Source organism: Rhizobium sp. 10N414 (assembly GCF_056394785.1).
Map to the genome: position 1 here is coordinate 318,878 of NZ_JBFTIN010000002.1, position 24,160 is coordinate 343,037.

The 24,160-nt window shown below is 58.6% G+C and carries 23 protein-coding genes; 8 read left to right on the forward strand and 15 right to left on the reverse strand.

Annotated features, from left to right (window positions below; all coding sequences use genetic code 11):
• The first annotated feature begins 32 nt into the window (after positions 1–32).
• Complete coding sequence (locus AC1DE4_RS04710; protein WP_477880337.1) at positions 33–1,547, forward strand: aldehyde dehydrogenase family protein; 1,515 nt, start codon at positions 33–35, stop codon at positions 1,545–1,547.
• Between the two features lie 26 nt (positions 1,548–1,573).
• On the opposite strand, the gene AC1DE4_RS04715 is transcribed toward AC1DE4_RS04710, so the two are convergent.
• The 5 genes from AC1DE4_RS04715 to AC1DE4_RS04735 form a co-directional block, all read right to left on the reverse strand.
• The gene (locus AC1DE4_RS04715; RefSeq protein WP_025658534.1) at positions 1,574–2,086 is read right to left on the reverse strand and encodes a GNAT family N-acetyltransferase; all 513 of its coding nucleotides are present in this window, start codon (positions 2,084–2,086) and stop codon (positions 1,574–1,576) included.
• A 19-nt stretch (positions 2,087–2,105) separates the two neighbouring features.
• Positions 2,106–2,984 carry a carbohydrate ABC transporter permease gene (locus AC1DE4_RS04720; protein ID WP_477880263.1) on the reverse strand — a complete coding sequence of 293 codons (879 nt, stop codon included), beginning with the start codon at positions 2,982–2,984 and terminating at the stop codon, positions 2,106–2,108.
• A gap of 2 nt (positions 2,985–2,986) precedes the next feature.
• Positions 2,987–3,877 (reverse strand): carbohydrate ABC transporter permease, encoded by an 891-nt coding sequence (locus AC1DE4_RS04725; protein ID WP_025658536.1) that lies wholly within the window; start codon positions 3,875–3,877, stop codon positions 2,987–2,989.
• Positions 3,874–4,983: an ABC transporter ATP-binding protein gene (locus AC1DE4_RS04730; protein WP_477880266.1), complete on the reverse strand. Its 1,110-nt coding sequence runs from the start codon at positions 4,981–4,983 to the stop codon at positions 3,874–3,876. Before AC1DE4_RS04730 ends, AC1DE4_RS04725 begins: the two co-directional genes overlap by 4 nt.
• Positions 4,984–5,075: 92 nt before the next feature.
• Positions 5,076–6,332 carry an ABC transporter substrate-binding protein gene (locus AC1DE4_RS04735; RefSeq protein WP_025658538.1) on the reverse strand — a complete coding sequence of 419 codons (1,257 nt, stop codon included), beginning with the start codon at positions 6,330–6,332 and terminating at the stop codon, positions 5,076–5,078.
• A gap of 178 nt (positions 6,333–6,510) precedes the next feature.
• Between AC1DE4_RS04735 and AC1DE4_RS04740 the strand changes: the two genes are divergently transcribed.
• Both AC1DE4_RS04740 and AC1DE4_RS04745 read left to right on the forward strand, forming a co-directional pair.
• Positions 6,511–7,290 (forward strand): GntR family transcriptional regulator, encoded by a 780-nt coding sequence (locus tag AC1DE4_RS04740; RefSeq protein ID WP_025658539.1) that lies wholly within the window; start codon positions 6,511–6,513, stop codon positions 7,288–7,290.
• Between the two features lie 498 nt (positions 7,291–7,788).
• A complete protein-coding gene (locus AC1DE4_RS04745; protein ID WP_025658540.1) occupies positions 7,789–7,986 on the forward strand; it encodes a hypothetical protein in 198 nt (65 codons plus the stop codon).
• Between the two features lie 109 nt (positions 7,987–8,095).
• Here the strand turns inward: AC1DE4_RS04745 and AC1DE4_RS04750 are convergent, their stop codons facing one another.
• Together AC1DE4_RS04750 and AC1DE4_RS04755 are read right to left on the reverse strand one after the other, a co-directional pair.
• On the reverse strand, positions 8,096–8,488 hold the full coding sequence (locus tag AC1DE4_RS04750; protein ID WP_025658541.1) for a hypothetical protein: 393 nt from the start codon (positions 8,486–8,488) through the stop codon (positions 8,096–8,098).
• Positions 8,489–8,645: 157 nt separating this feature from the next.
• Positions 8,646–9,731, reverse strand: a complete 1,086-nt coding sequence (locus AC1DE4_RS04755) for a LacI family DNA-binding transcriptional regulator (protein WP_477880268.1) — start codon at positions 9,729–9,731, stop codon at positions 8,646–8,648.
• 237 nt (positions 9,732–9,968) lie between these two features.
• Between AC1DE4_RS04755 and AC1DE4_RS04760 the strand changes: the two genes are divergently transcribed.
• The 4 genes from AC1DE4_RS04760 (at position 9,969) to AC1DE4_RS04775 (ending at position 14,685) form a co-directional block, all read left to right on the forward strand.
• On the forward strand, positions 9,969–11,105 hold the full coding sequence (locus tag AC1DE4_RS04760) for a sugar ABC transporter substrate-binding protein (protein ID WP_477880270.1): 1,137 nt from the start codon (positions 9,969–9,971) through the stop codon (positions 11,103–11,105).
• A 72-nt stretch (positions 11,106–11,177) separates the two neighbouring features.
• Complete coding sequence (locus AC1DE4_RS04765) at positions 11,178–12,716, forward strand: sugar ABC transporter ATP-binding protein (protein WP_477880272.1); 1,539 nt, start codon at positions 11,178–11,180, stop codon at positions 12,714–12,716.
• Positions 12,713–13,708 (forward strand): ABC transporter permease, encoded by a 996-nt coding sequence (locus tag AC1DE4_RS04770; protein WP_477880274.1) that lies wholly within the window; start codon positions 12,713–12,715, stop codon positions 13,706–13,708. Before AC1DE4_RS04765 ends, AC1DE4_RS04770 begins: the two co-directional genes overlap by 4 nt.
• Entirely contained in the window at positions 13,705–14,685 is a 981-nt protein-coding gene (locus AC1DE4_RS04775) for an ABC transporter permease (protein WP_477880276.1), read from the forward strand. The genes AC1DE4_RS04770 and AC1DE4_RS04775 overlap by 4 nt, the downstream gene beginning before the upstream one ends.
• A gap of 91 nt (positions 14,686–14,776) precedes the next feature.
• Here AC1DE4_RS04775 and AC1DE4_RS04780 read toward each other — a convergent pair whose 3' ends face one another.
• The 8 genes from AC1DE4_RS04780 to AC1DE4_RS04815 all read right to left on the reverse strand — a co-directional run bounded on the left by AC1DE4_RS04780 (position 14,777) and on the right by AC1DE4_RS04815 (position 21,965).
• Complete coding sequence (locus tag AC1DE4_RS04780; RefSeq protein ID WP_477880339.1) at positions 14,777–15,274, reverse strand: RES family NAD+ phosphorylase; 498 nt, start codon at positions 15,272–15,274, stop codon at positions 14,777–14,779.
• A 7-nt stretch (positions 15,275–15,281) separates the two neighbouring features.
• Complete coding sequence (locus AC1DE4_RS04785) at positions 15,282–15,632, reverse strand: antitoxin Xre/MbcA/ParS toxin-binding domain-containing protein (protein ID WP_025658548.1); 351 nt, start codon at positions 15,630–15,632, stop codon at positions 15,282–15,284.
• A gap of 190 nt (positions 15,633–15,822) precedes the next feature.
• The gene (locus AC1DE4_RS04790; protein ID WP_477880279.1) at positions 15,823–17,076 is read right to left on the reverse strand and encodes an amidohydrolase family protein; all 1,254 of its coding nucleotides are present in this window, start codon (positions 17,074–17,076) and stop codon (positions 15,823–15,825) included.
• Positions 17,073–18,650, reverse strand: a complete 1,578-nt coding sequence (locus tag AC1DE4_RS04795) for a gamma-glutamyltransferase family protein (protein ID WP_477880281.1) — start codon at positions 18,648–18,650, stop codon at positions 17,073–17,075. Before AC1DE4_RS04795 ends, AC1DE4_RS04790 begins: the two co-directional genes overlap by 4 nt.
• Positions 18,650–19,843 carry an amidohydrolase family protein gene (locus AC1DE4_RS04800; RefSeq protein WP_477880283.1) on the reverse strand — a complete coding sequence of 398 codons (1,194 nt, stop codon included), beginning with the start codon at positions 19,841–19,843 and terminating at the stop codon, positions 18,650–18,652. The genes AC1DE4_RS04795 and AC1DE4_RS04800 overlap by 1 nt, the downstream gene beginning before the upstream one ends.
• Entirely contained in the window at positions 19,840–20,106 is a 267-nt protein-coding gene (locus AC1DE4_RS04805; protein ID WP_025658552.1) for a hypothetical protein, read from the reverse strand. Before AC1DE4_RS04805 ends, AC1DE4_RS04800 begins: the two co-directional genes overlap by 4 nt.
• Before the next feature lie 225 nt (positions 20,107–20,331).
• Positions 20,332–21,030, reverse strand: a complete 699-nt coding sequence (locus AC1DE4_RS04810) for a GntR family transcriptional regulator (protein WP_025658553.1) — start codon at positions 21,028–21,030, stop codon at positions 20,332–20,334.
• Between the two features lie 254 nt (positions 21,031–21,284).
• The gene (locus AC1DE4_RS04815) at positions 21,285–21,965 is read right to left on the reverse strand and encodes a GntR family transcriptional regulator (protein WP_245271625.1); all 681 of its coding nucleotides are present in this window, start codon (positions 21,963–21,965) and stop codon (positions 21,285–21,287) included.
• A gap of 185 nt (positions 21,966–22,150) precedes the next feature.
• Between AC1DE4_RS04815 and AC1DE4_RS04820 the strand changes: the two genes are divergently transcribed.
• The gene (locus AC1DE4_RS04820; RefSeq protein ID WP_477880286.1) at positions 22,151–24,091 is read left to right on the forward strand and encodes an ABC transporter substrate-binding protein; all 1,941 of its coding nucleotides are present in this window, start codon (positions 22,151–22,153) and stop codon (positions 24,089–24,091) included.
• Positions 24,092–24,160 lie beyond the last annotated feature (69 nt).

The following is a 24,160-nucleotide window of genomic DNA, read 5'->3' on the forward strand; positions in this document are numbered from 1 at the left end:
GGCCGACCGTGATGTCTGGCCGGGGAGAAATGATGCTGTCTAACTTTATCGCGCCTGATTCCAGTGATCCGCGGCTGGGATCCAAATATCGTTACCGCATGCTCGTTGATGGCAAGTCTGTTGATGCTGCCTCGGGCAAGACCATCGATCGGGTGAGCCCCGGCCATGCCGGTATCGTGGTCGCAACATGGCCGGAAGCGTCGGCGGACGACGTTCGCTTGGCAATCGCAGCAGCGCGGCGGGCGTTTGACACCGGTCCTTGGCCGCGCATGTCGGGCGCCGAGCGGTCGCGACTGATGTTCAAGGTGGCGGATCTCATTCTTGCCCACCAGGAAGAACTTGCGCTGATCGAGAGCCTCGAGGTCGGCAAGCCAATCGCCCAGGCTCGGGGCGAGATCGGATTTTGCGCGGATCTGTGGTCCTATGCAGCTGGCCAGGCCCGGGCGCTTGAGGGACAGACGCACAATAATATTGGCGACGACCGGCTTGGCCTCGTCTTGCGCGAACCGGCAGGCGTCGTCGGCATCATCACGCCATGGAACTTTCCCTTCATCATTGCCTCGGAGCGCGTGCCGTGGGCGATCGGCGCTGGGTGCACGGTCGTCCTGAAACCCTCGGAATTCACCTCCGGCACCTCGATCCGCATGGCGGAACTTGCGCGCGAAGCTGGCATTCCGGACGGGGTCTTCAATGTTGTCACAGGCTTTGGCGATCCGGCTGGCCAGGTGCTCGCGGAGGATCCAGGCATCGACATGGTGGCGTTCACTGGTTCCGTGCGCGTTGGCACGAAGCTCGGTGAAATCGCCGCTCGCAGCGTCAAGCGGGTGGGGCTGGAGCTTGGGGGCAAGGGGCCGCAGATTGTCTTTGCCGATGCGGACCTCGAGGCGGCGGCCGACGGCATCGCTTACGGCGTCTATCACAATGCCGGCCAATGCTGCATTTCCGGGAGCCGGCTGCTGGTTCAGGAGGATATCCGGGATGCCTTGATGGATCGGTTGCTCGGCATTTCACGGAAGGTCGCGTTCGGGGATCCGTTGAACGAGCGCACCAAGATCGGCGCGATGATTTCGGAGGCGCATGCACAAAAGGTGCATGCTTACGTCGAGGCAGGGATTGCCTCCGGCGCGGAACTTCTTCTTGGCGGCGAAAGGGTAGGCAAGGGGACTGGACTGTATTACCCACCGACGGTCTTTGCAGGCGTCAAGCCGGACATGTCGATCGCTCGTGAGGAGATTTTTGGGCCCGTGCTTTCAACACTGACCTTCAAGACAGCCGAAGAGGCGATCGCACTTGCCAATAGTACCGAATTCGGCCTGTCAGCGAGCGTCTGGTCAACCAACCTCGAAAACGCGCTGCAAAGTATCCGCCGCATTCGCGCTGGTCGCTGCTGGATTAACAGTGTTATCGACGGGACGCCGGAGCTGCCGATCGGTGGCTATAAGAAGAGCGGACTGGGACGCGAACTTGGCCGCTATGGCTTCGACGAATATTCCCAGTTCAAAGGAGTTCATGTAACCTTGGGGCGGCCCACACCCTGGCTTGCATGAGCCGCTCAAGGACTTTGGGCGCGCATCTATGAAGGTTGGCCGTGCGATTGCGAGATTTCATCTGGCTCTGCCTCGGCCAACATGCCCCTGTATATTCCAGGGACGGATCCTTCGATCGGAACGGCGCCCACGCTTCGGCGGTAGAAGTCCATGGGTCCTGCGCCACCGATGACGCCGTAGGCATACCCTTGTGCATACATATCAAGTAACGTCGTCAAAAGCAGCGCATGGCCAACCCCCTGGCCACGGACTGCACTATCGACGCCAGTCGGGCCGAAGAATCCCTTCACTGTTGCGTCGTGGCAGGCAAAGCCGATCAGTCTTCCGTTCTGAATTGCGATGAAGCACGTCGGCGGCTGCCGCATTGCAGCCGTGGTCGCTTCGCAAGACCACCCGGCTCCAAAGCGGGGCGTAATCCAATCGGTCAAAGCCTTCAGTTCAGGCGGCAAGACGCGACGGATCGTGACACCTTGCCGTTCCATTTTCGCATCGAGGGAGGTGTCCGGTTTGAGATCGTAGAGCTTGACAAGCATATCCATGTAATTGGTCCCTTTATCGTCATCCCTTCACGGCACCGGCCGTCAGCCCCGCAACGATGCGCCGCTGGAAAATGAGCACGACCGCGATCAGCGGCAACGTGACTGTCACCGAGGCAGCCATGATCTGTCCGAAGGGATATTCGTAACGGTTGGTGCCGGCGATCAATCCGATCGCGACCGGCACGGTGCGATTTTCGTCCGTCAGCGTGAAAGTCAAGGCAAAGAGGAATTCGTTCCATGCAAGAATGAAGGCGAGGATGCCCGTGCTTGCAAGTGACGGTCCCATCAGCGGCAGCAGTATCTTCAGGAGGATACGAAGGTGCGAACAACCATCAACGATCGCGGCCTCCTCCAACTCGCGCGGGAACTCGCGAATGAAGGTTGTGAGAATCCACGTCGTAAACGGCACCGTTGACAGAAGGTATGTCAGAATGAGCGCGCTTGGACGGTTGAAGAGCCCGAGCCAGTTGATGAGCTCAAACATGCCCGAAAGCACGACCACCTGCGGAAAGATCGAGATCATCAGGATAATCATCAAAACAGCCCGACGCTGCGGAAAGTCGATGCGTCCGAGCGGATAGGCCGCACTGATACCGATCACAAGGGACAGGCAGGTCGTCGCCACGGCGACATAGGCGGAGTTCAGGAGTGATCCGATGAACACCGGGTTGTTGATCAACTCCCGGTAATAGGTGAAGTCGAGCGCTGGCAGCAGGACCGAACGGTAGAGTGCCGCGCCCTGTTTCGTCGACGAAACGAAGGCCCAGTAATAGGGAAACAGCGTGTAGATCAGCACCAGCGATAGGGCAAGGATTTGCAGTACCCGCAACACCTGGCGCCGGACCCTGTAATAGGCGCTCGACTTTCGGGCCGGGCGTACGAGAAAAAGGTCGGTCATGATCAATGCCCCGCTGCCCTGTCGAGGCGCAAGGCGCCGATGATGATGATCGCGACCAGCGCAACCAACAGGAAAACCCAGGTCGAGGCCGCGGAGCCGACACCGAGTTCCTGGAAGCTGATCAGACGGTCGCGTGCGTAGATCGACACTGTCATGACCTTTTCATTGCTGGCCGCCAGAACGTAGGAAAGGTCGAACATGCGCAGGGCATCGAGTGTGCGAAACAACACGGCTACTCCGATCGCGGGTCGCAGCATCGGGAGGGTGATCGACCAGAAGCGTTTCCAGGCCGGAATGCCGTCCACTTCGGCGGCTTCGAAGATTTCCTGGGAGATCATCTGCAGGCCCGCGAGAATGAGCAAAACCATGAAAGGGGTCGTCATCCATACGTCAATGAAAATGACCACCCCCATGATCAGCGAACCACTCGCAGTCCATGCCACACCATGGTCGATGAACCCAAGGGCTTCCAGTAGCTTGTTGATGACACCGAACTGGTCGTTCAACATCCATTCCCAGATCTTGGTGGACACCACGACCGGAATGGCCCACGGGACAAGGATCGCAGCGCGCGCAAGTCCCCGGCCGGGTATGGCCTCGTTGATAAGGAGAGCGATAGCCAATCCCAGCGCTGTTTCAATTGCCACCGAGATGACCGTGAAGGTCAGTGTGTTCCTGACGGCAAGCCACCAGGTGTGGTCATTGAAAACCTCGATGAGGTTGTCGATGCCCACCATGGAGTAGACGCTGGGATCGTCGAGAAAGGCGTCCGTAAAAGCGAAGAAGAATGTCCGTCCTAACGGCCATACGGCGACAAGCAGCATTGAGGCAATGACCGGCACGAGGAAGAGCCAGGCAGCAAGGTGATCGCGGCGGGCAAGGCGTGCACTCATGATAGAGCGCTCCTGACACCGAATGGTTCGGCCGACGGCAAAAGTCGTCTGCCGTCGGCGGCGAAGAAAAACAGCGAATGATCGTCGAAAGTCAGTGCAGCCGGCTTGCCGATCGCGTCGGTATTTGGTGCCGCGGGCAGGCGAACAACCCAGAGTGTGCCGCTCCCTACCCGGCAATAGGCGAAGTGTTCGTGTCCGAGGTCTTCGACCCGCTCGAGCATACAATCGAGACGCCCGGTTCCCGTTGGTACCAGGCGCAACGCCTCCGGCCGAATGCCTATCTCGGCAACCGGAATTGCATCGCTTGGCGATCGCCCAATTGCCAGGCCGCCCGGGCCGACGATGTGCTCATCGTCATGCTCTGGCTGTGTCTCGACGGCAAGGAAGTTCATGCGCGGACTGCCGATGAAACCCGCAACAAACCGATTGCCGGGCTGACGATACAGCTCCGAAGGTGTGCCGATCTGCTCTATTCTGCCGTGATTGAGGACAACAATCCGGTCTGCAAGCGTCATGGCTTCTGATTGATCGTGCGTGACGTAGATCATCGTCGTCTTGAGATCGTCATGAAGCTTGGCGATCTCCATGCGCATTTCCATTCTCAGGTCCGCATCCAGATTGGAGAGCGGCTCGTCGAACAGGAAAATCTCGGGTTGGCGCACCAATGCCCGTCCAATCGCCACGCGCTGGCGCTGACCTCCAGACAGCTCTCTCGGTCGCCGGCTCAAGAGATGGTCAACCTTGAGCGTACGTGCGACCTGTTGCACCTTTTGAGCAATCGCATCGCGTCGGATGCCCATGGTCTCGAGTGCGAAACCAATGTTGCGCGCCACCGTCATATGCGGGTAGAGCGCATAGGATTGAAAAACAAAGGCAACACCGCGCTTCGAAGCGGGGACATCGGTGACATCGTCGCCACCAATCTTGACCGTTCCAGACGAGGCTGAGATCAGGCCCGCCACGATGCGCAGCAGCGTGGATTTTCCGCATCCGGAGGGGCCGACAAAGACAACGAATTCACCATCGTCGATCTTCAAGTCTACATCATGAATGACACTGTGTGTTCCGAAACTCTTCGAAACGGACTCCATCGAAACCGATGCCATCGTTCACCTTGGCTTGCGCATGGGGGCTCGACCGGCACAGAGCGCCGGCTGCAAAGGTTGCGGGAGCTGAGGCTCCCGCAACTTTCCTTCAATCAGCGGCTTTCTTTGAGCTTTTCCAGGCGCTTGGCCAGCGATGCAAAGCTGTCTTTGGCATCGCCACTGCCCGACAGCACGTCATGGGTGGCGCGATAGAAGGCCTGAGAGACACGGTTGTAGCTGGTGCCGGTGTAGCCGGACGGACGGACCGCACTATCGGCGAAGGCTTGCTGGTTGTCTTTCAGGAACGGAATTTTTTCCAGCACCTCCGGATCGCTATAAAGCGACTGGATCGAAGGGTTGAGGGTCGCCTCCACGGCACGCATCTTCTGCATCTCCGGACCCGTGATGAAGTTCACAAAGTCGGCTGCGACCTCAGGTTTGGCGCTGTATTTCGAGACGCCATAATACATGGGCCCCAGGCAGCCGCTGGACTTCTGGCCTTCCTTGCCAACCGGAAGCGGCATGACGCCAACCTTGTCGATGATCGAGCTGCCTTCCTTGTGCGATGTACCCCAGACATAGGGCCAATTGCGATGGAATACCGCGTCGCCGGATTCAAAAACTGCCCGTGACGCTTCCTCATCGTAGTTCAGAACGCCTTCCGGGCTGATCGAACCGATCCAGCCTCTGGCCTTCTCGATGGCTTCGGCGGCTTGCGGCGTGTTGATCGTAACCTTGCCGTCGTCGGATATGATCGTGCCGCCGCCATTTGATGCAATGAGTTCGATCGCATCGCAGGTCAGGCCCTCATAGCTCTTTGCCTGCCAGGCGTAGCCCCACATCTTGGCGTTGCCGGCGGCGCGCTCCTTGTCCTGGATTTCCTTTGCGGTCGCAGCAAGCTCATCCCAGGTCTTGGGAGGCTGCTTTCCATACTTTTCCAGGAGATCCTTGCGGTAGAACATCAGGCCCACGTCCATGTAGGCAGGCATCGCGACCAGGTTGCCGTCCAGCTTGGCAGCGTTGAGCGTGGAAGTGAAATGCTTGTCCTGATCGGCCGCAGGAATCATGGTTTTCAAATCAAGCAGGTTGGCCTTGAACATCCCGAGCCAGATGACGTCGAGAAACAGAACGTCGATATCCTTGGACTTTGCCGCCAGCAATTGCTGATAGAGCGGGATCGCGTCGTCGAGGAGAGCCGGCATCTTGTTAATTTTTGCTTCGTTGCCTGTCTTTGTCTTCCAGGCGTCGGCAACCTTGGTGCAAAGTTCGAATTCGGTTGGTGCGCAGAATACGGAGATGCTTTCCGCATGCGCGGCACTGGCCCATAGGCCGGCATAGACTGCAACTGCAGTAAGGCATTTCTTCAACATGGGCTGTTCCTGTCTTTATCACACTTGAGCGGTGCGGAACTCTCTGGTTCCTGACCTAGTAGGACTGGTTATGACCAGTCATGTCAACTGGACTCTTTTGTCCCTTGTGGGCAAAGATGCAAAAGCAAATACAAGCACCGACCAAGGGAGCGAACGCAACGTGAAGACCCGTGAACCGGTGGCAGCGCGAAAGAGGCATGCGGCAATCGATCGGGCCGACCCTCGTCCGCTTCATCAGCAGGTCTACGAAGACTTGCTGGCTACGATCCGGGAAGGGAAGGTGCCATTGCGCGGCAAGCTGCCCTCCGAACGTGAACTCGTTTCACTTTACGATGTTAGTCGCATCACGGTGCGGCATGCGGTGCGCGAACTGATCCGCCAGGGCGTTGTTCAAAGTCAGCCGGGCAAGGGCTTGTATGTTGCGGAAAATGGAGGAGGATTTGAACTCGAGGTCCTCAGAAGCTTTACGAGCACCGCACTGGCAAGTGGTCGCGTGCCCGGACATCGCCTGCTTGCGATGGAGGTCGTAAAGGCGTCGCTTGACATCACCCGGCCGCTGCTCTTGCCTCCCGGATCGGATGTGATCGTGCTGTCGCGCCTGCGGCTACTTGACGGCGTGCCGGTCGTCCTCCAGACCGACTGGATAGCGGCCTCCCGCGCGCCGGGATTGACCGGCATGGACTGGACGGTCGCAAATCGCTCGCTCTATACCGAGCTGCGCGAAGTCTACGGTATCCAGCCGCGGCGGGGGCAAACGACACTCAGTGCGCGACTGGCGGATCCAGCCGAAGCTGCGATGCTCGAACTCCCGTCACCTTCGGCCGTGCTCACTGTCGATCAAATCGCCTTTGACGAGCGGGACCGGCCAATCAACATGACGGCGCTTGTCCATCACCCCGGCCGATATCCGCTCACACTGCTACAGTCAGCCACGGGTGACTTTCGTCAATACTGGTAGGTGCGTCTGCATTTTAGCTCAGCACAAGTTGCCGGCGATCCGCAAGACTGCGGGAGCCTTCGGGAGCTCAATCCGCGTCGCGCCCTCAGGAAGCAGTTTTGCTCGGTGACGCGGTCACACGTACGGCCGCTCCGACAATATTGCCACCGCACTTGGACGCACGTACGTCATTTCTGCTTCGCAGATGCGGCAATTATCATATAATTCAACCCGCTAAAAATTACACTATTTCAGTTGCTTATCTGACTTTTCTCGAATAAGTTTTGTTATGGGAGAGGTGCCCAATATCAAAATTTGGTACTTGCACTCAGTGTTGGTTGACGACGCTTGAGGAGGATAAGACATTGCGTCCGAGCGTTTCTTTATTCGCAATTGTGCAGCGGGTGCGCCATCGCGTTTCAACCCGATATCGAGCCGCACCGTCGGTCTGACCCGTCGTAAATCCATCACCGAAAATTGCTTATGGTCCGCACGATGGTGTGTGCCTCGGGGTTTGTCATGCAGAAACAGGCTGTCGTTTTCAATGGTCAGGAAGTCGGGATCGCTGTTCCCGTAGAAACTCGTCTGAAGTTCATCGCTGTCCGGTTCAGCGTCATTGATCTGGACAACATGGTCTTCGATACGATTAGCGAAATCCGGCGCGCGATTGTTGCGCATCTTGCGAGCGACGGACGACAGACCATCACGTCGCAATGAGCGCCCGGGCGCGCCTTGACGGTCGCCACTCGAACTGGCCGCAGCCTGGAGATGCTCGCACAGGTTCTGGCCGAGCAGCTCGTGTAACTCTGGGGGGAGGTAAGGAATGCTAGTCTCGTGTATCCTCGAAGCCGATTTGGCCGTGCTCTCGCTGTCCGTTCAATCCTGGTACCGACATTACCGGGCCAAACCAGATGACAGAACGTCGGAAGTAATCTGCAGCGCGGCAGTCGACCTCTTCAATCGCGGTCATCGCACTCAGGAGGAACTGACCCGGATATTGATTGCTCGGTTTCCCGGAGCGCCTGTCACATATGTCAATGCGCCCACGGCTGGTGCTCTTCATTAGCCCAAGGTTGAGCATCGCCTCGCTCTTCCTGCGTGGCGATGCCCCCTCACGCAACCATCCCTCCAACGGGAAATCCGCCACAAATTGCGCGTCGAGCGTTCGCTGAGTAAGCTCAGCGAACATGAATCGATAGCTGATGTCGATCTCTTTCATTGTTGACGTTCCGTATCCGTGCCGCGGCCTCTCGTTGGCAAGTCCGCTCGGATTGCCGTTATAAGTTTCTGCCAAGACCTTATAGCTCGATCAGTTGCCGTAACGGGCCAACTGCTGCAAAACCCGAAAACGGCGTTGGGATGCATATTGCATCGATTCAATCGTCGGGCTGCTCGCCCTCGTTGGTTGGCCCGATCGCGCCGGCACTCGAATTGCTCGTCCGGTTCGCGAAGACAAGTTCGCTAGAAGTGCTTTCGCGCACGACAAGCGCGAATCCCATGTCGATTTGTTCGGGTCCGGATTTTGTTGCTGCATCGAGCGCCAGGAGAACCTTCTCGGCAGCAAGCCTGCCGGTTTCGTAACGGCGGGTGGCGATCGAGGAAAGAGACGGTGCTGCGCAGGCTGAGAATTCGAGGTCGTGAAAACCGATAATCGAAATATCGTCCGGCACGCGGATGCGCCGCTTCCTGCACTCCTGCATTGCGCCAAGAGCCAGGTTGTCGTCCGTACAAAATATCGCCTCGGGCAGATCGCCGCGGTCATCCATCTCGCCAAAGAGCTCGGATCCGAGCGCCACCGAACTGTGGCGCGGTCTATGCGCAATCATTTCCAGACTTTTCAGGCCAACTTCCTGCATCGCATTGTGATACCCGTCAAAGCGTGACTGGGCGCGATGGTCGAGATTGCCTGTCAGGAACGCAATCCGTCGGAACCCGCAATCAATGAGATGGCGGGTTGCAACGTGGCCCGCATGCTCCTGTGACATGCCGATGTTGAGATCTATTGGATCGTCGGACAATTCGAAAGTTTGCACAACCGGAAGTCGCGCCTGGACCAAAAGCTGGCGTGACAGTGCCGTATGGTGAATACCTGCAATGATGATCGCTTCCACCCGCTGACCAAGGAGCGCCTTGATCGCATTCTCCTCCTCCACTTCCGAGTATCTGCTGTTGACCACGACGACCTGGAAACCTGCAGCGATTAGAACTTCGTGCAGCGCAAACAGGTATTCCGCAAAGATGACATTATAGAGCGTCGGCACGATCACGCCGATCGTGTGGGTGCGCGATGAGGCAAGTCTGCTTGCCGCCACATTCGGCACATAGCCCAACTTTTCGACGGCCTCGATAACGCGTAGCCGCAAGGTTTCCGAGACCGTGGCCGGCTTGCGGAGCACGCGCGAAACCGTGATCGGGCTGACACCCGCCAGGCTCGCAACATCGTCGAGAGTTATTCGGCGCATTAAAGCATTGTCCAAATACAAAAGGTCACAGCGCAGCGAGAAACAAGCATAACAAAGTGATACTCCACAATTGACAGCGCTATCAAATAGAATTTGACAGCGCTGTCATGTATGTTAACGTTTCGATCGTTCCGCAAAGGGCAGGGTGGAGCCTTTTCGGGCCAAGCGTACCAATGACAATACTGGAGGTTAAGAATATTGGAGGGCGGCTGCGTCCGCCTCTGGAGGAGGACATCCATGCTTAAAAACGTGAAAGCGAATTCTGCGCGCGTTGCGGTTTCCGCACCGATCCTTGCGCTGTTGTGCGGCGCTGCATATGCAGAACCGAAAGTTGTGAACGGACCAGCAGCAGATCCAGGCTGCATGACGCCTTGGGCTTCCGATACTCAGTTTCTGCAGTATCCGAAAAAGGAAGGTCCTTACCGCATCGCGCTCGCCAACGGCTACATTGCCAACACATGGCGCATCCAGATGGTCCAGACCGCAAAGGCCTATGCGGCGCAACCGGACGTCAAGGCGAAGTTGAAGGAGTTCAAGGTTGTCTCAACCGGAGAGGACGTGCCGGCGCAGATTTCAGCGATCAACAACTTCATCGACGCCGGCTATGATGCGATCGTCGTCAATGCCCAAAACCCGACAGCCTTTGGCCCCGTGATCAAGAGAGCCAAGGAAGCTGGCGTCGTGCTCGTAGCATTCGACAACACACTGGACACGAAAGACGCGATCAACGTCAACGTCGATCAGAAGGGCCTTGGTGTCACATGGGCCGAGTGGCTTGTCAAACACCTGCCGAACGGCGGCAAGATTTTGGAAGTCAGGGGTGTCGCTGGCACGTCCGTTGATACCGACCGCCATAATGGCATCAAGGAAACACTGGCAGCCTCCGGCAAGAAGTTCGACGTGACCGAAGTCGTCGGCAAATGGGATGACGGCGTTGCCCAGAAGGCGACAGCAGATGCTATAGCGACAAATGGACCCTTTGACGGGATTACCGCCCAGGGTGGCGACACCGGTGTTGTTCAGGCGATGATCGACGCGAAGCACCCCTTCGTTCCGTTCGGCGGCGAGACCGAAAATGGCTTCCGAAAGCTTTGCGCCGCTCATGCGGGCGAGGGGCTAGTTTGCTCGTCAGCCGGGACAGGGCCAGCTCAGGTTGCTGTCGCCATAAAGACTGCCATCGCAGCTCTTGAGGGCCAAGTGGTCCCGCAAGCCGTCAAGTTGCCGACGGCACTCGTGTCGCATCCCGACTTGAAGAAGGATCAGGACTATTACCCTGACCAGTCCGACAACTTTTTCGTCGGCAACTCCTTCCCAACTTGCGGCATCAATTTCACGGCGCAAGAAATCATGGGGCAGACCAAGGAAAACCAATAGCAGCAAGTGCTCATGGGATTGACTGCGGGCATGCGTGCTCGCAGTCACAGGCGAAATGCACCCGATGGGAGGGTGATCTTGTCAGAACCACTGTTGCGCATGGAAGGCATATCGAAACGCTACGGCGGCGTCATAGCCCTCAACGAAGCCGATATTGCAATTCGACCCGGCGCGATCCATGCCGTCCTCGGCGAGAACGGTGCAGGAAAATCGACGCTGATCAAAATCATGGCCGGGGTGACGGCACCCGACGACGGCCGAATGCTGCTGGATGGCAAGGCGGTATCTTTCTCGTCGCCTGCGATGGCGAATGCGGCAGGGATCGTTTCGGTCTTTCAAGAGCTGTCGCTCATTCCCGACCTTTCGGTCGCCGACAACATCGTCATCAGCAATCCGCCCACGCGTTTCGGGATGATCGACCGCGGCGCCCAGCGACGGATCGCCGAGGAGGCGCTTTCGCGCGCCGGCGCCTTCGACATTCATCCGTCATCGCTGGTCAAGGACCTTCCGCTTTCCCGTCGGCAAATGGTCGAGATTGCCAAGGCTCTCGCGCGCAGCCCTCGGCTGATGATCCTGGACGAGGCGACCTCCGCCTTGAGCAAGTCAGATGTCGACAAGGTCTTCAGTGTCCTGAAGCGACTGCGATCGGAGGGATTGGCGCTCGTCTATATTTCGCATCGCATGCATGAAATTGCAGAACTCGCCGACGACTGTACCGTGTTCCGGAACGGGCGTAGCATCGAATCCTACAAGGCCGGGACAAAGACCGATCAGCAGGTTGTTGAGCTGATGATCGGTCGGGAATACAAAAGTGTGTTTCCAGCCAAGCCGGGCGTCGAGATTTCGAGGCCGCCCGTCCTTTCCTGCTCTGGCTTGTGCTGGGGGGATCGTCTGACTGACATTACATTCGATGCGCGCCCGGGCGAAATTGTGGGTGTGGGCGGCCTGGACGGGCAGGGTCAACGCGAGCTCCTGCTGGCGCTTTTCGGCGTGCTTCGCGACGTCAGGGGCGACGTGCGGATCGATGGTCGCAGTGTGCGATTGACCAGTCCCAAGGAGGCGAAGTCGCAGGCAACCTCCATTGCTCTCATCCCGGAAGATCGAAAGACCGAGGGATTGATGCTGCCCATGACAGTGCGGGAGAATCTTTCGATAGCAGCCCTTGGCAGCGTTTCGCGGAAAGGTGTCATCGATCGCGGCGCAGAGGCCGCTTGCGTTAACGAACTCTTGAAGCTCCTTGCCATCAAAGCGGCGAACATCGACATGCCGGTCAGCAATCTGTCCGGTGGAAACCAGCAGAAGGTTGTCATTGCCAAATGGCTGATGAACCAGCCCCGGATCATACTGTTGAACGATCCCACACGCGGCATCGACGTCGGGACCAAACAGGAGATTTACCAGCTGCTGCGAAAGCTTGCGGACGGTGGCGCGGCAATTATCTTCTATTCCACCGACTACGACGAGCTGATTGGTTGCTGTGATCGAGTCCTTGTGATGTACGACGGCACGATCGCCAGCATGCTTGAAGGTGACAATATCAACGAGCGCGCGTTGATTGGCAGTGCGTTGAACATCGCTGGCAAACAGGTGGAGCGGGGGCCAACACTGTGAACACGGGAAAGGTCGGTGAATGGCGATTCCGGTACGAGCTTCATAAAGGAACGCTTCTTGCCGCGGCCCTCTTTGTGGTGATGTTCGCCATCTATGTTTCCAACCATCCAGCCGGCTTCACACCAAACGTTGTGCAGACAGCGTCCAACAAGGCAACGCTCCTCGCCTTCGTCGCGATGGCGCAATGTCTCGTGGTGATCACGGCGGGCATAGACCTTTCGGCCGGGATGGTTCTGGTTCTGTGCAACTGTCTCGCATCCKGGCTTGTCGTCGGCACACCGCTGCAGACGGGCTTCGGCATCGTCGCAGTGCTGGCGGCGGGTCTCGCCTGCGGCACCTTGAACGGTCTGATCATCATCTTCGGCAGACTGCAGCCGATCGTCACGACAATCGCCACCAGTGCTATCTTTTTCGGGCTTGCGCTACTTTTGCGCCCAACGCCGGGCGGCTCTGTTAACGAGACACTTGCTGACGTCTTTACCTCCAAGATATTCGGGGTGTTGCCCACCAGCCTGATCGTTCTCGCTGCCACGATACTTTTGGTCTGGATCCCGTTCAGCAGGTCGGTTTATGGGCGCGCAGCCTACGCCGCCGGGTCTTCGGAATATGCTGCCTATATGTCCGGCATGCCGCTCAAGCGGGCTAAGCTTCTGGCCTATGCCCTTGCGGGGCTCTTGTCGGCCATTGGCGGACTTTATCTCACCTTCTTTTCCTATACAGGCGAGGCGGCCTTTGCGAGCGGCAATGCTTACACGCTCTACTCGATTGCCGCAGTTGTCCTTGGAGGCGTGTCTCTGGCGGGGGGAAAGGGCAGTGCCGTCGGCGCCGTGTTCGGGGCGCTTGCCTTCCGCACGATCGGCGATCTTCTTTTCGTCTTTGATCTCGACCCACTCTGGCAGCCTCTGTTCCAGGGCATCGTGTTGATGCTGGCGATCGGCATTGGCTCGATCGGGCTGGCCCGTGTACGCAATCGACTGGAATGGTTCCAATGAGCGAAGATGCTTTCGGCATGCGGCATTCAATCATTCCTCGTCGGCTGCGGGGAAGAGATCCCGCGGTGGCGATCGCCTTCGGTTGCATCCTGCTCCTGCTGCTTGGCGGATCGATCTATTCTTCGAATTTTCTCTCGCCCGATTACCTCCTGCAACAGTTGAAGGTGGCCTCTTTCCTCGGCGTGATCGCGACGGGGATGATGATCGTAATCCTGCTCGGGCAGATTGATCTGTCCGTTCCGTGGACCGTGACCGCTGGCGCGATGATGGCCTGTGCCGCGACGGCTTATGGCGCAGGTGGATCACTCCTGGCAATTCCATTCGGAATTACGTGCGGGGCAGCGATTGGTCTGGTCAACGGACTTGCCGTCGCCTACCTGCGCATTCCCTCTATGATCATCACGCTTGCGACCAACGCCGTCGTGCAGGGACTGATGGTCGTCTACACGGGCGGGTTCTCGCCGCAGGATTCTGCCTCTCGGGCGATGCGATTTCTCGCGACCGGATACACCATCCCCTCTGTCCCCAACGGCGTTCTTGTCTGGCTTGCCGTTGGCATACTGGCGGTTTTCCTGTTGACCAGAACGACCTTCGGTCGATCGCTCTATGCGATCGGAAACCGCGAACGGGCGGCCTATATGTCGGGCATCGATACCCGGCGTGTTACCATGATCGCCTTTGTCATCTCGGGTTCGCTCAGCGCACTTGGTGGAGTTTTGCTGGCCGGTTATGCGTCGAAAGCCTCACAGTCGATGGGCGACGCCTATCTTCTGCCGTCAATCGCGGCCGTGGTCCTTGGTGGAACCCATGTACTTGGTGGAAAAGGGACCTACCTCGGTACGGTAGCAGGTGTGATCCTTATTACCCTACTGCAGTCGATCCTCTCGGTAATGCAAATTGAAGAAGCGGGTCGCCAGCTGATCTACGGCGTAGTGATCGTGAGCATGCTTTTGCTCTATGGCCGACAGAAGACCTGAAGCCGGTTGGCGGCGGATCCGCTATTGAGCCCGATCGAACGTTGCGACGTTCAAGTCATACACCAATGCGATTGCGATCAGCTGAGCCTAGCTAAGGCGACAGACGATGTTCGTCGTCGATGAGCGTCACCCGACTGGGTAACGCGGCGCTCCATTGCCAGAGGACAAGGTTGAGATCATTGTCAGTTGCCCCGTGCGCAAAACTCCTCACTAGCAATCCGTGAAAACCCGCTTGGCTGAGTGCGCGGGCGAACGCCTGCGTCAATGCCTCCCCGTGTTTCCTCATTTGATCGCGCCATGCCGGATCAGCAAGCATGCTGGCGTCCATTCCTTCGCTTCGCAGAGCAACCTCGTCCCGGCAGTCGAAAACACGCTCAATGACAGCGTCGTAAGATACCAGCGTGGTCGGCTGCAAGCTGCCGACCTGATTGGCCTCGCGTAGCGCTGCAATTACGGAAAGAGACGTATAGAGCGCCGGGGTTCCTTTTCGGTTGAACCGTCCGCCATAGAGTTCCGCTCCACGCCCGGACAACGCGTCTTGCGCGTAGATCGGGTTGAGCGCGCGATAAAGGGTGCCCTTAAAGTGCATCGGCAAGTCAGGCGTGAACGCCCGCATCGACTGCATCGATGTAGTCAAGGACGTCGTTCGCGCGTCCATCACGCACCAGTTGCATTGCCGTCAAACCAGAAAATCCCGACAAAGGCTCCGAGCGATACCAGGCATAAGCCATCAGAGCCGAACCGAACCGGGGCTCGACCTTGTTGATGACTTCTGTGACCTCGCGTAGTCGCCGCTGCGTCTTGTCGGAACGAATGCGATCCTTACGCTGGATGGCATCCTTGCCAAGTCCAGCGGTCAGCGCGATTTCCTCGCTGGTCGTGCGCAATGCTTGCGCGATCTTGCGGGGCGAGAACAGGCCGCCGTCTGCATACCGAGCAAGACCCATGATATCCAAAACTCCCATACATGCCATTGATACTGACGTTATATAGCGTCAATTTCACTGTGATTCAATGGCTGGCACATTGGCGCCGGAACGGCGTCCCCTTGAACCCTCCGTCTGATTTGTTTGCAGGCCAGCAGGCTCAGAGCCACACAGGCACAAGACGGTTACACGGTCGGCGTTGGTACCGCGTTCACACAAGTGAACGTCTGCGGATCCGAGCTCGACCATTGTTGAAACTCATGTGGCCATTCTTCCAGCCGGCGAGGACACGGCCGACCTCGCGCACAGCCGCCATCGGGCCGACCGCATCGACAAGCACGATGGTCGCGTCACCGCCGACCCAAAGGCCGTGCGGAACGCCGAGTTGCCTCGCTGCCGATTGCCCTACCATTTCAAAAACCGAGCGCATGTCGTCGTCCCGCGAAAGCTGTGCGATATTGGCATAGAGATTTGCCATGCGGATCAGCGAGGCGTCGCCATAGGGAGTGAAAGGGTTCATGACGTTGTTGGTGGCGATTGAGGTGAYGACGCCCCGCCGCGCGATGACATGCGCCGGTGCGACGCCCCGCGGCACCAGTCGGTCGTGCCCGCGGCCAGTGAGGAAAAGATCTGTCGCCGGAAGAACGGTAAGCGCGATGCCCGCTGCAGCAAGTTTGTCGGCGATATGAATGACATCGGCCAGCGGCATGGCCGAAAGATTGGTGACGTGGCCGATTGCGACCCGGTCTTGCCAGCCATGGCGCTCTGTGGCCGCAATAACAGCCGGCAAATCGCTCTGGCCGGGATCCAGATGGAAATCGAGATGAAAATCCACTGCGACTCCGTGCCTGACAGCGAGGGAGAAGATCAGGTCCACATGCCTGACTGGATCGGGATCAGTGTAGGGGCAGCCACCGACGAGATCAGCCCCTTCTGAGAGCGCCCGCTCGAGCATGTCCAGCATCTGAGGCTCGTTCGTGAGACCGTCCTGCGCGAACGCGCAGATTTCAATATCAATCGCAAAAGCGTATTCCGTCTTGATGCGCTTGATTGCCTCGAAGCAGCGAAAGCCTGCGCGCGGATCGATCTCGACGAAGGTTCGCATCCGTACAGTGCCGTGCGAGATCGCCTTTTCGACGACCTGGGCGGCGCGATCATAGACGTCCGCCTCGGTGAAGTCTGCCTTGGCGCTGGAGGTCTGTCGCACGGCTTCAGCAAGTGTTCCCTCGCAGATCGAGCAACGATCGAGGATGCAGGCCTTGTCCAGATGGACATGCGTGTCGACGAATCCACCAAACGCAAAAGCGCCATCGCCTTCGAAGTCCTCGACGGCCTCGCAACGAAACCCGGGCTCGATCGCTACGATCCGGTTGCCGCGAACAGCGATATCGACGAGTCCGCCATGCTCCTTCACCCGGACATTGCGGATAAGCAGGTCGAGCGGACTGTCGCTTGCAGTGCTCATAGGCCGATTGCCCCGCCGTCACTGCGAGGGTCGTGAGCTGCTTCCAACATGCCGTCACCACTGATGCGGATGATACCTGCCTGACCGCCGAGCGGACTGAGCGGAGCGATGGTCGTGACCTCATGGCCCATCAAGGCAAGCGCCGCGATCACTTCACTGCCAATATTCTCCTCGATCTTCAGGTTGTCGCGGCTATCGGAAAAGGTACGGCCCAGCAGGAAGCGTGGCCTGGAAAGGGCCGCCAGGGGATCAAGGCCATGGTCGATGAGGAGGCTCAACAGCAGTGCCAGCGTCTGCGGCTGACCGTCGGCACCTTGCGTGCCATAAACCAGATGCGGGCGGCCGCCCTTCAGCGCCAGGCCGGGATTGAGGGTGTAGAATGGACGCTTTCCAGGCCCGTAGCGGTTCGGGCTTATGGGATCAATGCTGAAGGCGGCGCCGCGGTTCTGCCAGAGAATGCCTGTATCGCCGGCAAGGACGCCGCTGCCCCAATCGAAATAGATACTTTGAAGCATCGAGGCTGCCCGCCCCCTGGAATCGACCGCGGCCAGGAAGGACGTGTCGCCCTGCCGATAGGGATGCGCCCAGGCGGCAGCACGGCTGGGGTCAATTGCGGCGGCCTTCCCGGAAAGTCGATCGGGATTAAGGAGTGCCCCGGAGGCATCGTGACCGAATGCCGGATCAGCAATCAGATGCCGGTCGCGAAATGCCTGTTTCACCGCCTCTACCAGCAGGTGATAATAGGATGCACTGTCGACCGCCTTGTCTGCCGGTAACAGATGAGCGAGCACGCCCATGATAGCGAGTGTGGTCACGCCCTGGGTCGGGGGTGGCGGCGCCAAAAGCACTGTTTCACCATAGGATAGTCGCAGGGGCGCAACGACCTGGGTGTTTGTCGCTGCAAGATCGGCAGCAGTAAGCGGCGAGCCGGCGGCAGCAAGACCGCTTGCGATGCGGCCGGCGAGCGCCCCCTCGTAGAATTCGCGGGCGCCGTTGCTGGCGATCGCTTCAAGGCTCCTGGCAAGGGCCGGCTGGCACTGGATGCCGTCCCGCCTGAAAAGGTCGCGAAAGCCCGGCCACGCGTCGGATTCGCCGGCACGAAAATCGAACCAGAATGCCTGCGAGGCGCTCACGGCATAACCGTTTCCGGCCAGGGCGATCGCATCGTCCAGCAATCCCGACAGGCTCTCGGTGCCACCCCAAGCGGTTGCGGAATAGCTGAGCACCTTGTCCCAGCTGTCGACCAGGCCGGCGGTGGTCAAGGTCGAGGCAGCGCCGCGCAATGGGATCGTGTTGCCGGGGACGGCAACATCTGCCGCCTGCCCTATGCCGAGGAACGTCCGTGCATCGCCGGCCTCGTCGGAGACCATCCAGACGGCGTCTCCACCGAGGCCACAGAAATGCGGGTAGACGACCGAAAGTGCTGCTCCAGCCGCGACCAGCGCCTCGATCGCATTCCCGCCGCGTGAAAGCACCCGGGCACCGGCTTCGCTCGCCAGCCAATGCGGTGTTGTCACCATGCCATCACGCGATCGCGCGCCGCCCGTTTTGGTCTGCCTGCTTGAAAGTTGCATCAGCGGACCACTGCGCCGTTATCGGCCACCAACCGACCCTGCTTGAAGACGCGTCGCGGCTTGGGGACGGCGACGACTGCCTCTGGAATATGGTCGGCGGCGAGTGTCACGAAATCAGCCTTGGCGCCGACGGCGATGCCATAGCCTTCAAGATTGAGCGCCTTGGCGCCTCCTGTCGTAACCACATCGAAAGCGGCGGAGAGCTCGGTATCGGTATAGAAGCCGGAGCGATAGGCGATGATCTCTGCCCGACGGAGCATGTCGCCATCGCCGAAGGGCCACCACGAATCGCGGATATTGTCATTGCCTGAAAAAACATTGACGCCGGCGGCCCGCAGCAATGCGACCGGCGGGAAATTGTGATTTCCTGGAGCGTTGGTCATGATCGAGACGCCGCTTTCTGCAATGACAGCGGCGATCTTCTTTGCGGCATCCGGGGCGAGGTCCCCAAGCCCGTAGGCGTGGCTGACGGCGACATGCCCCTGCATGCCGAGTGATGCGGTCCGCGCGCAGATCTCCTCGATCGTCATGGCCCCCATCGTCCCGGCATCGTGGAGATGTATGTCGAGATCGACACCCCGTTTTTCGGCAATTCCAAAGACCACGTCGAGATGCCCCTTGATATCACGATCGAAGGACAGCGGATCGAGCCCGCCGACCAGATCGGCTCCCATGCCAATCGCCTCGTCCATCAGGTCACGCGTGCCGGGGCTCTTCAGGATACCGCTCTGCGGGAAGGCCACGAGCTGAATGTCGATGATGTCCTTGTATTCTTCGCGGACGGCCAGGATGGTTTCGAGCGATTTCAGCCCGACCGAGCCATCGACCATGACATGGCTGCGCATCTGCAGCGCGCCGTTCGAAATGCACAGGTCGAGCTGGCTGCGGGCACGTTCGTCCATCGGTGCGGCGGCTGCCAGGTTCTCGGCCTGGAAGGCGACGCGCTCATGCACGTCAAACCCGTTGGTGCAGGGTTTATGCGGGATCCACTTGTCGCCGTAGAAGCTCGTGTCCAGATGGATGTGGCCCTCAACGAAGCCCGGAACGAGAAGCGCACCGGCAATATCGAGCGTGCGCGCAGAGCCGGGGCTCGACCCAGCAGCAGCAATGGTAGAGATGCGGCCGTTGGAGACCAGAATGTCGTTGAGCGTGCCGTCGGCGAGCTTGGCGTTTGTAAAAAGTGTTTCGGTCACCGGGATCTCCCTTGATTTCTTTGTTGTATCATCAATAACCTCGCCGGCGGGATCGGGGAGGCGCCCTGCACGCCTTCGATCAGCCAGGTCATGCCCCTGATATCGGCATCCGCCAGTTCCTGGCCCTTGGTCACTTTACCCGTGCCTTTCTGGTCCTTGGTCTCGCCGCCAAACGGCTTCAGTTTGCCGCTGATGATCGACGCTTCTGCGGCCTTCATTTCGGCGGCGACCGGCTCGGGCAGGTCCGGATTCCAGGTCGTCATCTTGGCATATCCACCCGCTTCTTGGCTACATGATATCCGTAATCATGTATGCAACAATGGTGCCAGATTGTATCGGAAAAAGTTTCCGGGCCGCACAGAGTGGCTAGATATTTGGATTCGTTCGAGGAAAGCCGCTGACACCATCCCGCACACGCGTGTCGTCGCCGGTTTCGAACGTCTACATAAAATGCACAATCATGTATACATGATTGAAAAAGCGGCAGCCTAACCGCTGCCACGGGCGGAAAAGCGCGACAGGATCGAGCCGAGATCCAGCTCCGCCGCGGTATCGTCTTCGAGCAGGGCCCTGCTTTCAACCGATGACAGGTGGTCGTCCATCAGATGCTCAGCCGCAGCGATATCCCCCTTCTTGAGCGCGCCGATCAGTCCGGAATGTTCGCTGATGGCGCACTCGCTTGAGTGCGGCCGGCTGTACATGGCCAGGATCAGCGAACAGCGGGATACGAGTTCGGAGAGATATCGTTCGAGCAGCGCATTACCCGAGAGTTCCGCAAGCTTGAGGTGGAATTCGCCGGCTAGCCGGGTCGAGAGGCGCACATCCCCCTTGGCATGGGCGGCCTCTTCTTCCTGTACGTGATCGGAGAGGATCTTCTCGACTACCGGGCTCCAACGCGCGATCACCGCCTTCATCACCTCCCGTTCAAGCGCGCGCCGAACAGCAAAGGCATTGCGCGCCTCGTCGAGGCTCGGCTGGGCAACCGTGGCAGTTCGCTTGTGGTAGGTGTCGACGAGCCCCTGGGCCTGCAGTTTCGCCAGCACGGCACGAACCAAGGTTCTGCTCATTGCGAAGTGCCTGCCAATCTCGTCTTCTGGCAGYCTGGTTCCGGCTTTCAGCGCCTGTTCGATTATGGCCTGTCGGAGAGTGCGATGGGCAACGTCTACCCGGTCGGAATTCGATGACATTGGACTTCAGGAATGTTTTCGGTGAGGTATACGTTATCTCGTGATCACGCGTGCATCAAGGACTTGCCCTGTATTGCGGAAGGCGCCTCGCATCATGAGCCACAGCCATGGTCTGCTGCAAGGCGACGAACGGCCGGCGCGTGGACAAGGTCAGCGCCCCGATCGCAATTGCTGAGAGGGCCATTTCCCATCATCGAAAGGCGCGACAACCATGACGGCCCCGGCCCGGTGCGATTGCGCGAGCTTCGGACAAATCAGGACCGCTGCTTGTTGAGCCGCATGCGCTCGATGATGTGCCGTCCTGATCCACCAACATGTTTGGCAATAGCGTTCGCCGCCCCGTCCGCATCCTGCTCCTTGATGCATCCGATGAGCTCGCGATGCTCCTCAAGAACGTTCGACTGGCGGCTTAGGGAGGTGGGAAAGCCGCGACTTATCGCCCACAAAATCTGACGATGGCGAATCCAGAGATCGACAGCGTGCCTGTTGTAGTGCCGGTCGTACATCAGCCGATGAAACTGCATGTCCAGATTTGAGTGTTTCAGCTCATCCGAAAAATTCAGGGCTTCGATCTCGGCCTGAATGCGCTCCAGTTCATCGACATCTTCTCGCGTCGCAACCCCGACAAACCAGCGCGTCAGCGCCGGCTCGATCAACACCTCTATTTCGCAGATATCTCTGACGAACTCCTCGTCAATCGGCCGCACTCGGGCGCCGCGATTGGGCATCATGACCACGAAACCCTCGCCGCGCAGCTGCTGCAATGCTTCTCGCACCGGATTGGTGGAGGTGCCCATACGCGCGGCAAGCTCGGCGACCTTCAGGCGCTCGTTAGCCTTGACGCGGCCATGGATGATGTCATCGCGCAGGCGCTCGTAGATCGACGCGCCATTTTCCTCGGTCAACTCGTCACCGTCAGGCATTGTCTGGGGCATTCGCGTTATCGTGGTCATAAGACTGCTTTTAATACACTTTCCCCCGGTTTGCCAATACCTCTTCAAATTGTTTGTACATTCCGATTGACATATAATGTACGATCTGAAAGTTTTCGCTCCACGCGATAGCCGACCTGGCTTTCGTTTTCAGTCGGCGGAGAGGGCCGGTTATCAGGAGGAAAAGAATGGGTTACCAGCAACAGCTGCGTGGCCTCGTCCTATCGACGGGGTTGTTGAGTGCGGCGCTCTTGGGAGCGATTGCTCCTGCCTTTGCGGTGGATTTCAAACAGGCGCCAATGCTCGACGAGCAAGTGAAGGCCGGCAAGCTGCCAGCCGTTGCCGATCGCCTTCCTGAGCATCCCTTCGTCGAAGCGATGGTTGATGGAATAGGCAAATACGGTGGCACGCTGCGCACCACCATTCTCGCCAATGGCGACCAGTACAATCTGACCCGCACCATCGCCAATGAACTGCTCGTTCGTTGGGATCCGGCCTGGCAGAAGGTGATACCTTCGCTGGCGGAGGAATTCACCGCATCGGATGATGCCACCACCTATACCTTCAAGCTTCGCAAGGGGCTGAAGTGGAGCGACGGCCAGTCTTTCACGGCCGACGACATCATGTTCTGGTACGAAGACGTGTTCATGAACGACGCGCTTTCGCCGGCCAAGAACCCGACCTTTACGGTCGCGGGAAAACCGGTAAAAGTGCGCAAGATCGACGACCTGACAGTCGAATTCAAATTCGACAGCCCCTATGGCCTGTTCCTGCAGCAACTCGCCTACGGCCAGGGTCATCTGCCGGTCATCTACCCCAAGCACTACCTCAGCCAGTTCCACGAGAGGTATAACAAGGACGGCATCCCCGCTCTGCTGAAAGCCAATCCGGCTGCAGGCGATTGGGTGGCGCTGTTCAACTCGAAGGTCTCCCTGACCTTCCAGCCGCCTTACTGGCAAAACCTTGAGCTGCCAACGATGAACCCTTGGATCCTGACGGTACCCTATGCCGACAGCGAACGCGTCGTCGCGACCCGCAATCCCTACTATTGGAAGGTGGATCCTGAGGGCAACCAGCTGCCTTATATCGACGGCGTCACCTGGGCAAAGCTCGACGACCCACAGCTGATGGCGCTGAAGATGACCTCGGGCGAGTTCGATTTCGCGTTCCGCCACATCAATAATTCGACCTTCAAGTCGGTGCTCTTCGATGGCCAGGAAAGCGGCAATTATCGCTTTGTCGACGTGAAGGACCTGCCGGCGAATGATGCCGTCATCCTGCTCAATCTCAACTCGACCGACGACACCAAGCGCAAGCTTTTCCAGAACAAGGATTTCCGCATCGCGCTCAGCCACGCAATCAACCGACAGGAGATTATCGATCTCGTCTATGTCGGCCAGGGCGCCCCGGCGCAGGTGGCGACGCAGCCCGAGCACGAGCTTTTCAACGAGCGTGAAGCCAAGCAATACACGGAATTTGATCCGAAGCTTGCCAACGACATGCTCGACAAGATCATGCCGAAGAAAGACGCGGAAGGTTTCCGTCTCGACGACAGCGGCAAGCGCTTCACCATCAACTTCATGGTGGCGGACGTTTTCGGGCTCTCCTATCCCGACGTGATGCAGATGGTGCAGAAATACGCCAAGGACGTCGGGCTCGACATCCAGCTGCGGACCACGGATCGCGCTCGCTTGAACACCATGTGGGCAGCAAACGAGCAGGACGCCTATATCTGGAACTGCGTTGGCGGCCTGTCTGAAGTCTACACCGACCCGCGTTGTTACATGCCGTTCCAGAAGGCAGACATCTTCTTCGCGATGAAGTGGAGCGAATGGTATTCGAACCACGCCACGGGCGAGGAACCTCCAGCCGAGATCAAGGCTCTCATGGCAGCCTACGACAAGGTCAACGCTGCCGTAGGCGACAACGATCGCCGCGAGAAGATGAAGGAATTCCTCAGTCTTTCCGCTGACAACTTCCTCAACATCGGCATTTCGCGCCCCATGCCGAAATACATGATGGTGTCGAAGAACCTGAAGAATGTCGTCAACGGCATTCCGATCACCGGCAATCTCTGGCATCCGGCCCCGACGCTGACCCAGTGGTACTTCGACAAGCCGGCTAACTAAACTCCTCCGGGCCGGCGGGGAAACTTCCCCCCGGTCCGCCCCTTCGATCCTATCGAGCGGTCAGAAATC

What these genes read in the sequence shown, in the direction of transcription:
- AC1DE4_RS04710 (WP_477880337.1), top strand. Translation starts at nt 33, where the DNA reads ATGCTGTCTAACTTTATCGCGCCTGATTCCAGTGATCCGCGGCTGGGA.
- AC1DE4_RS04715 (WP_025658534.1), bottom strand. Translation starts at nt 2,086, where the DNA reads ATGGATATGCTTGTCAAGCTCTACGATCTCAAACCGGACACCTCCCTC.
- AC1DE4_RS04720 (WP_477880263.1), bottom strand. Translation starts at nt 2,984, where the DNA reads ATGACCGACCTTTTTCTCGTACGCCCGGCCCGAAAGTCGAGCGCCTAT.
- AC1DE4_RS04725 (WP_025658536.1), bottom strand. Translation starts at nt 3,877, where the DNA reads ATGAGTGCACGCCTTGCCCGCCGCGATCACCTTGCTGCCTGGCTCTTC.
- AC1DE4_RS04730 (WP_477880266.1), bottom strand. Translation starts at nt 4,983, where the DNA reads ATGGCATCGGTTTCGATGGAGTCCGTTTCGAAGAGTTTCGGAACACAC.
- AC1DE4_RS04735 (WP_025658538.1), bottom strand. Translation starts at nt 6,332, where the DNA reads ATGTTGAAGAAATGCCTTACTGCAGTTGCAGTCTATGCCGGCCTATGG.
- AC1DE4_RS04745 (WP_025658540.1), top strand. Translation starts at nt 7,789, where the DNA reads ATGCAGAAACAGGCTGTCGTTTTCAATGGTCAGGAAGTCGGGATCGCT.
- AC1DE4_RS04750 (WP_025658541.1), bottom strand. Translation starts at nt 8,488, where the DNA reads ATGAAAGAGATCGACATCAGCTATCGATTCATGTTCGCTGAGCTTACT.
- AC1DE4_RS04755 (WP_477880268.1), bottom strand. Translation starts at nt 9,731, where the DNA reads ATGCGCCGAATAACTCTCGACGATGTTGCGAGCCTGGCGGGTGTCAGC.
- AC1DE4_RS04760 (WP_477880270.1), top strand. Translation starts at nt 9,969, where the DNA reads ATGCTTAAAAACGTGAAAGCGAATTCTGCGCGCGTTGCGGTTTCCGCA.
- AC1DE4_RS04775 (WP_477880276.1), top strand. Translation starts at nt 13,705, where the DNA reads ATGAGCGAAGATGCTTTCGGCATGCGGCATTCAATCATTCCTCGTCGG.
- AC1DE4_RS04780 (WP_477880339.1), bottom strand. Translation starts at nt 15,274, where the DNA reads ATGCACTTTAAGGGCACCCTTTATCGCGCGCTCAACCCGATCTACGCG.
- AC1DE4_RS04785 (WP_025658548.1), bottom strand. Translation starts at nt 15,632, where the DNA reads ATGGGTCTTGCTCGGTATGCAGACGGCGGCCTGTTCTCGCCCCGCAAG.
- AC1DE4_RS04795 (WP_477880281.1), bottom strand. Translation starts at nt 18,650, where the DNA reads ATGCAACTTTCAAGCAGGCAGACCAAAACGGGCGGCGCGCGATCGCGT.
- AC1DE4_RS04805 (WP_025658552.1), bottom strand. Translation starts at nt 20,106, where the DNA reads ATGACGACCTGGAATCCGGACCTGCCCGAGCCGGTCGCCGCCGAAATG.
- AC1DE4_RS04815 (WP_245271625.1), bottom strand. Translation starts at nt 21,965, where the DNA reads ATGCCCCAGACAATGCCTGACGGTGACGAGTTGACCGAGGAAAATGGC.
- AC1DE4_RS04820 (WP_477880286.1), top strand. Translation starts at nt 22,151, where the DNA reads ATGGGTTACCAGCAACAGCTGCGTGGCCTCGTCCTATCGACGGGGTTG.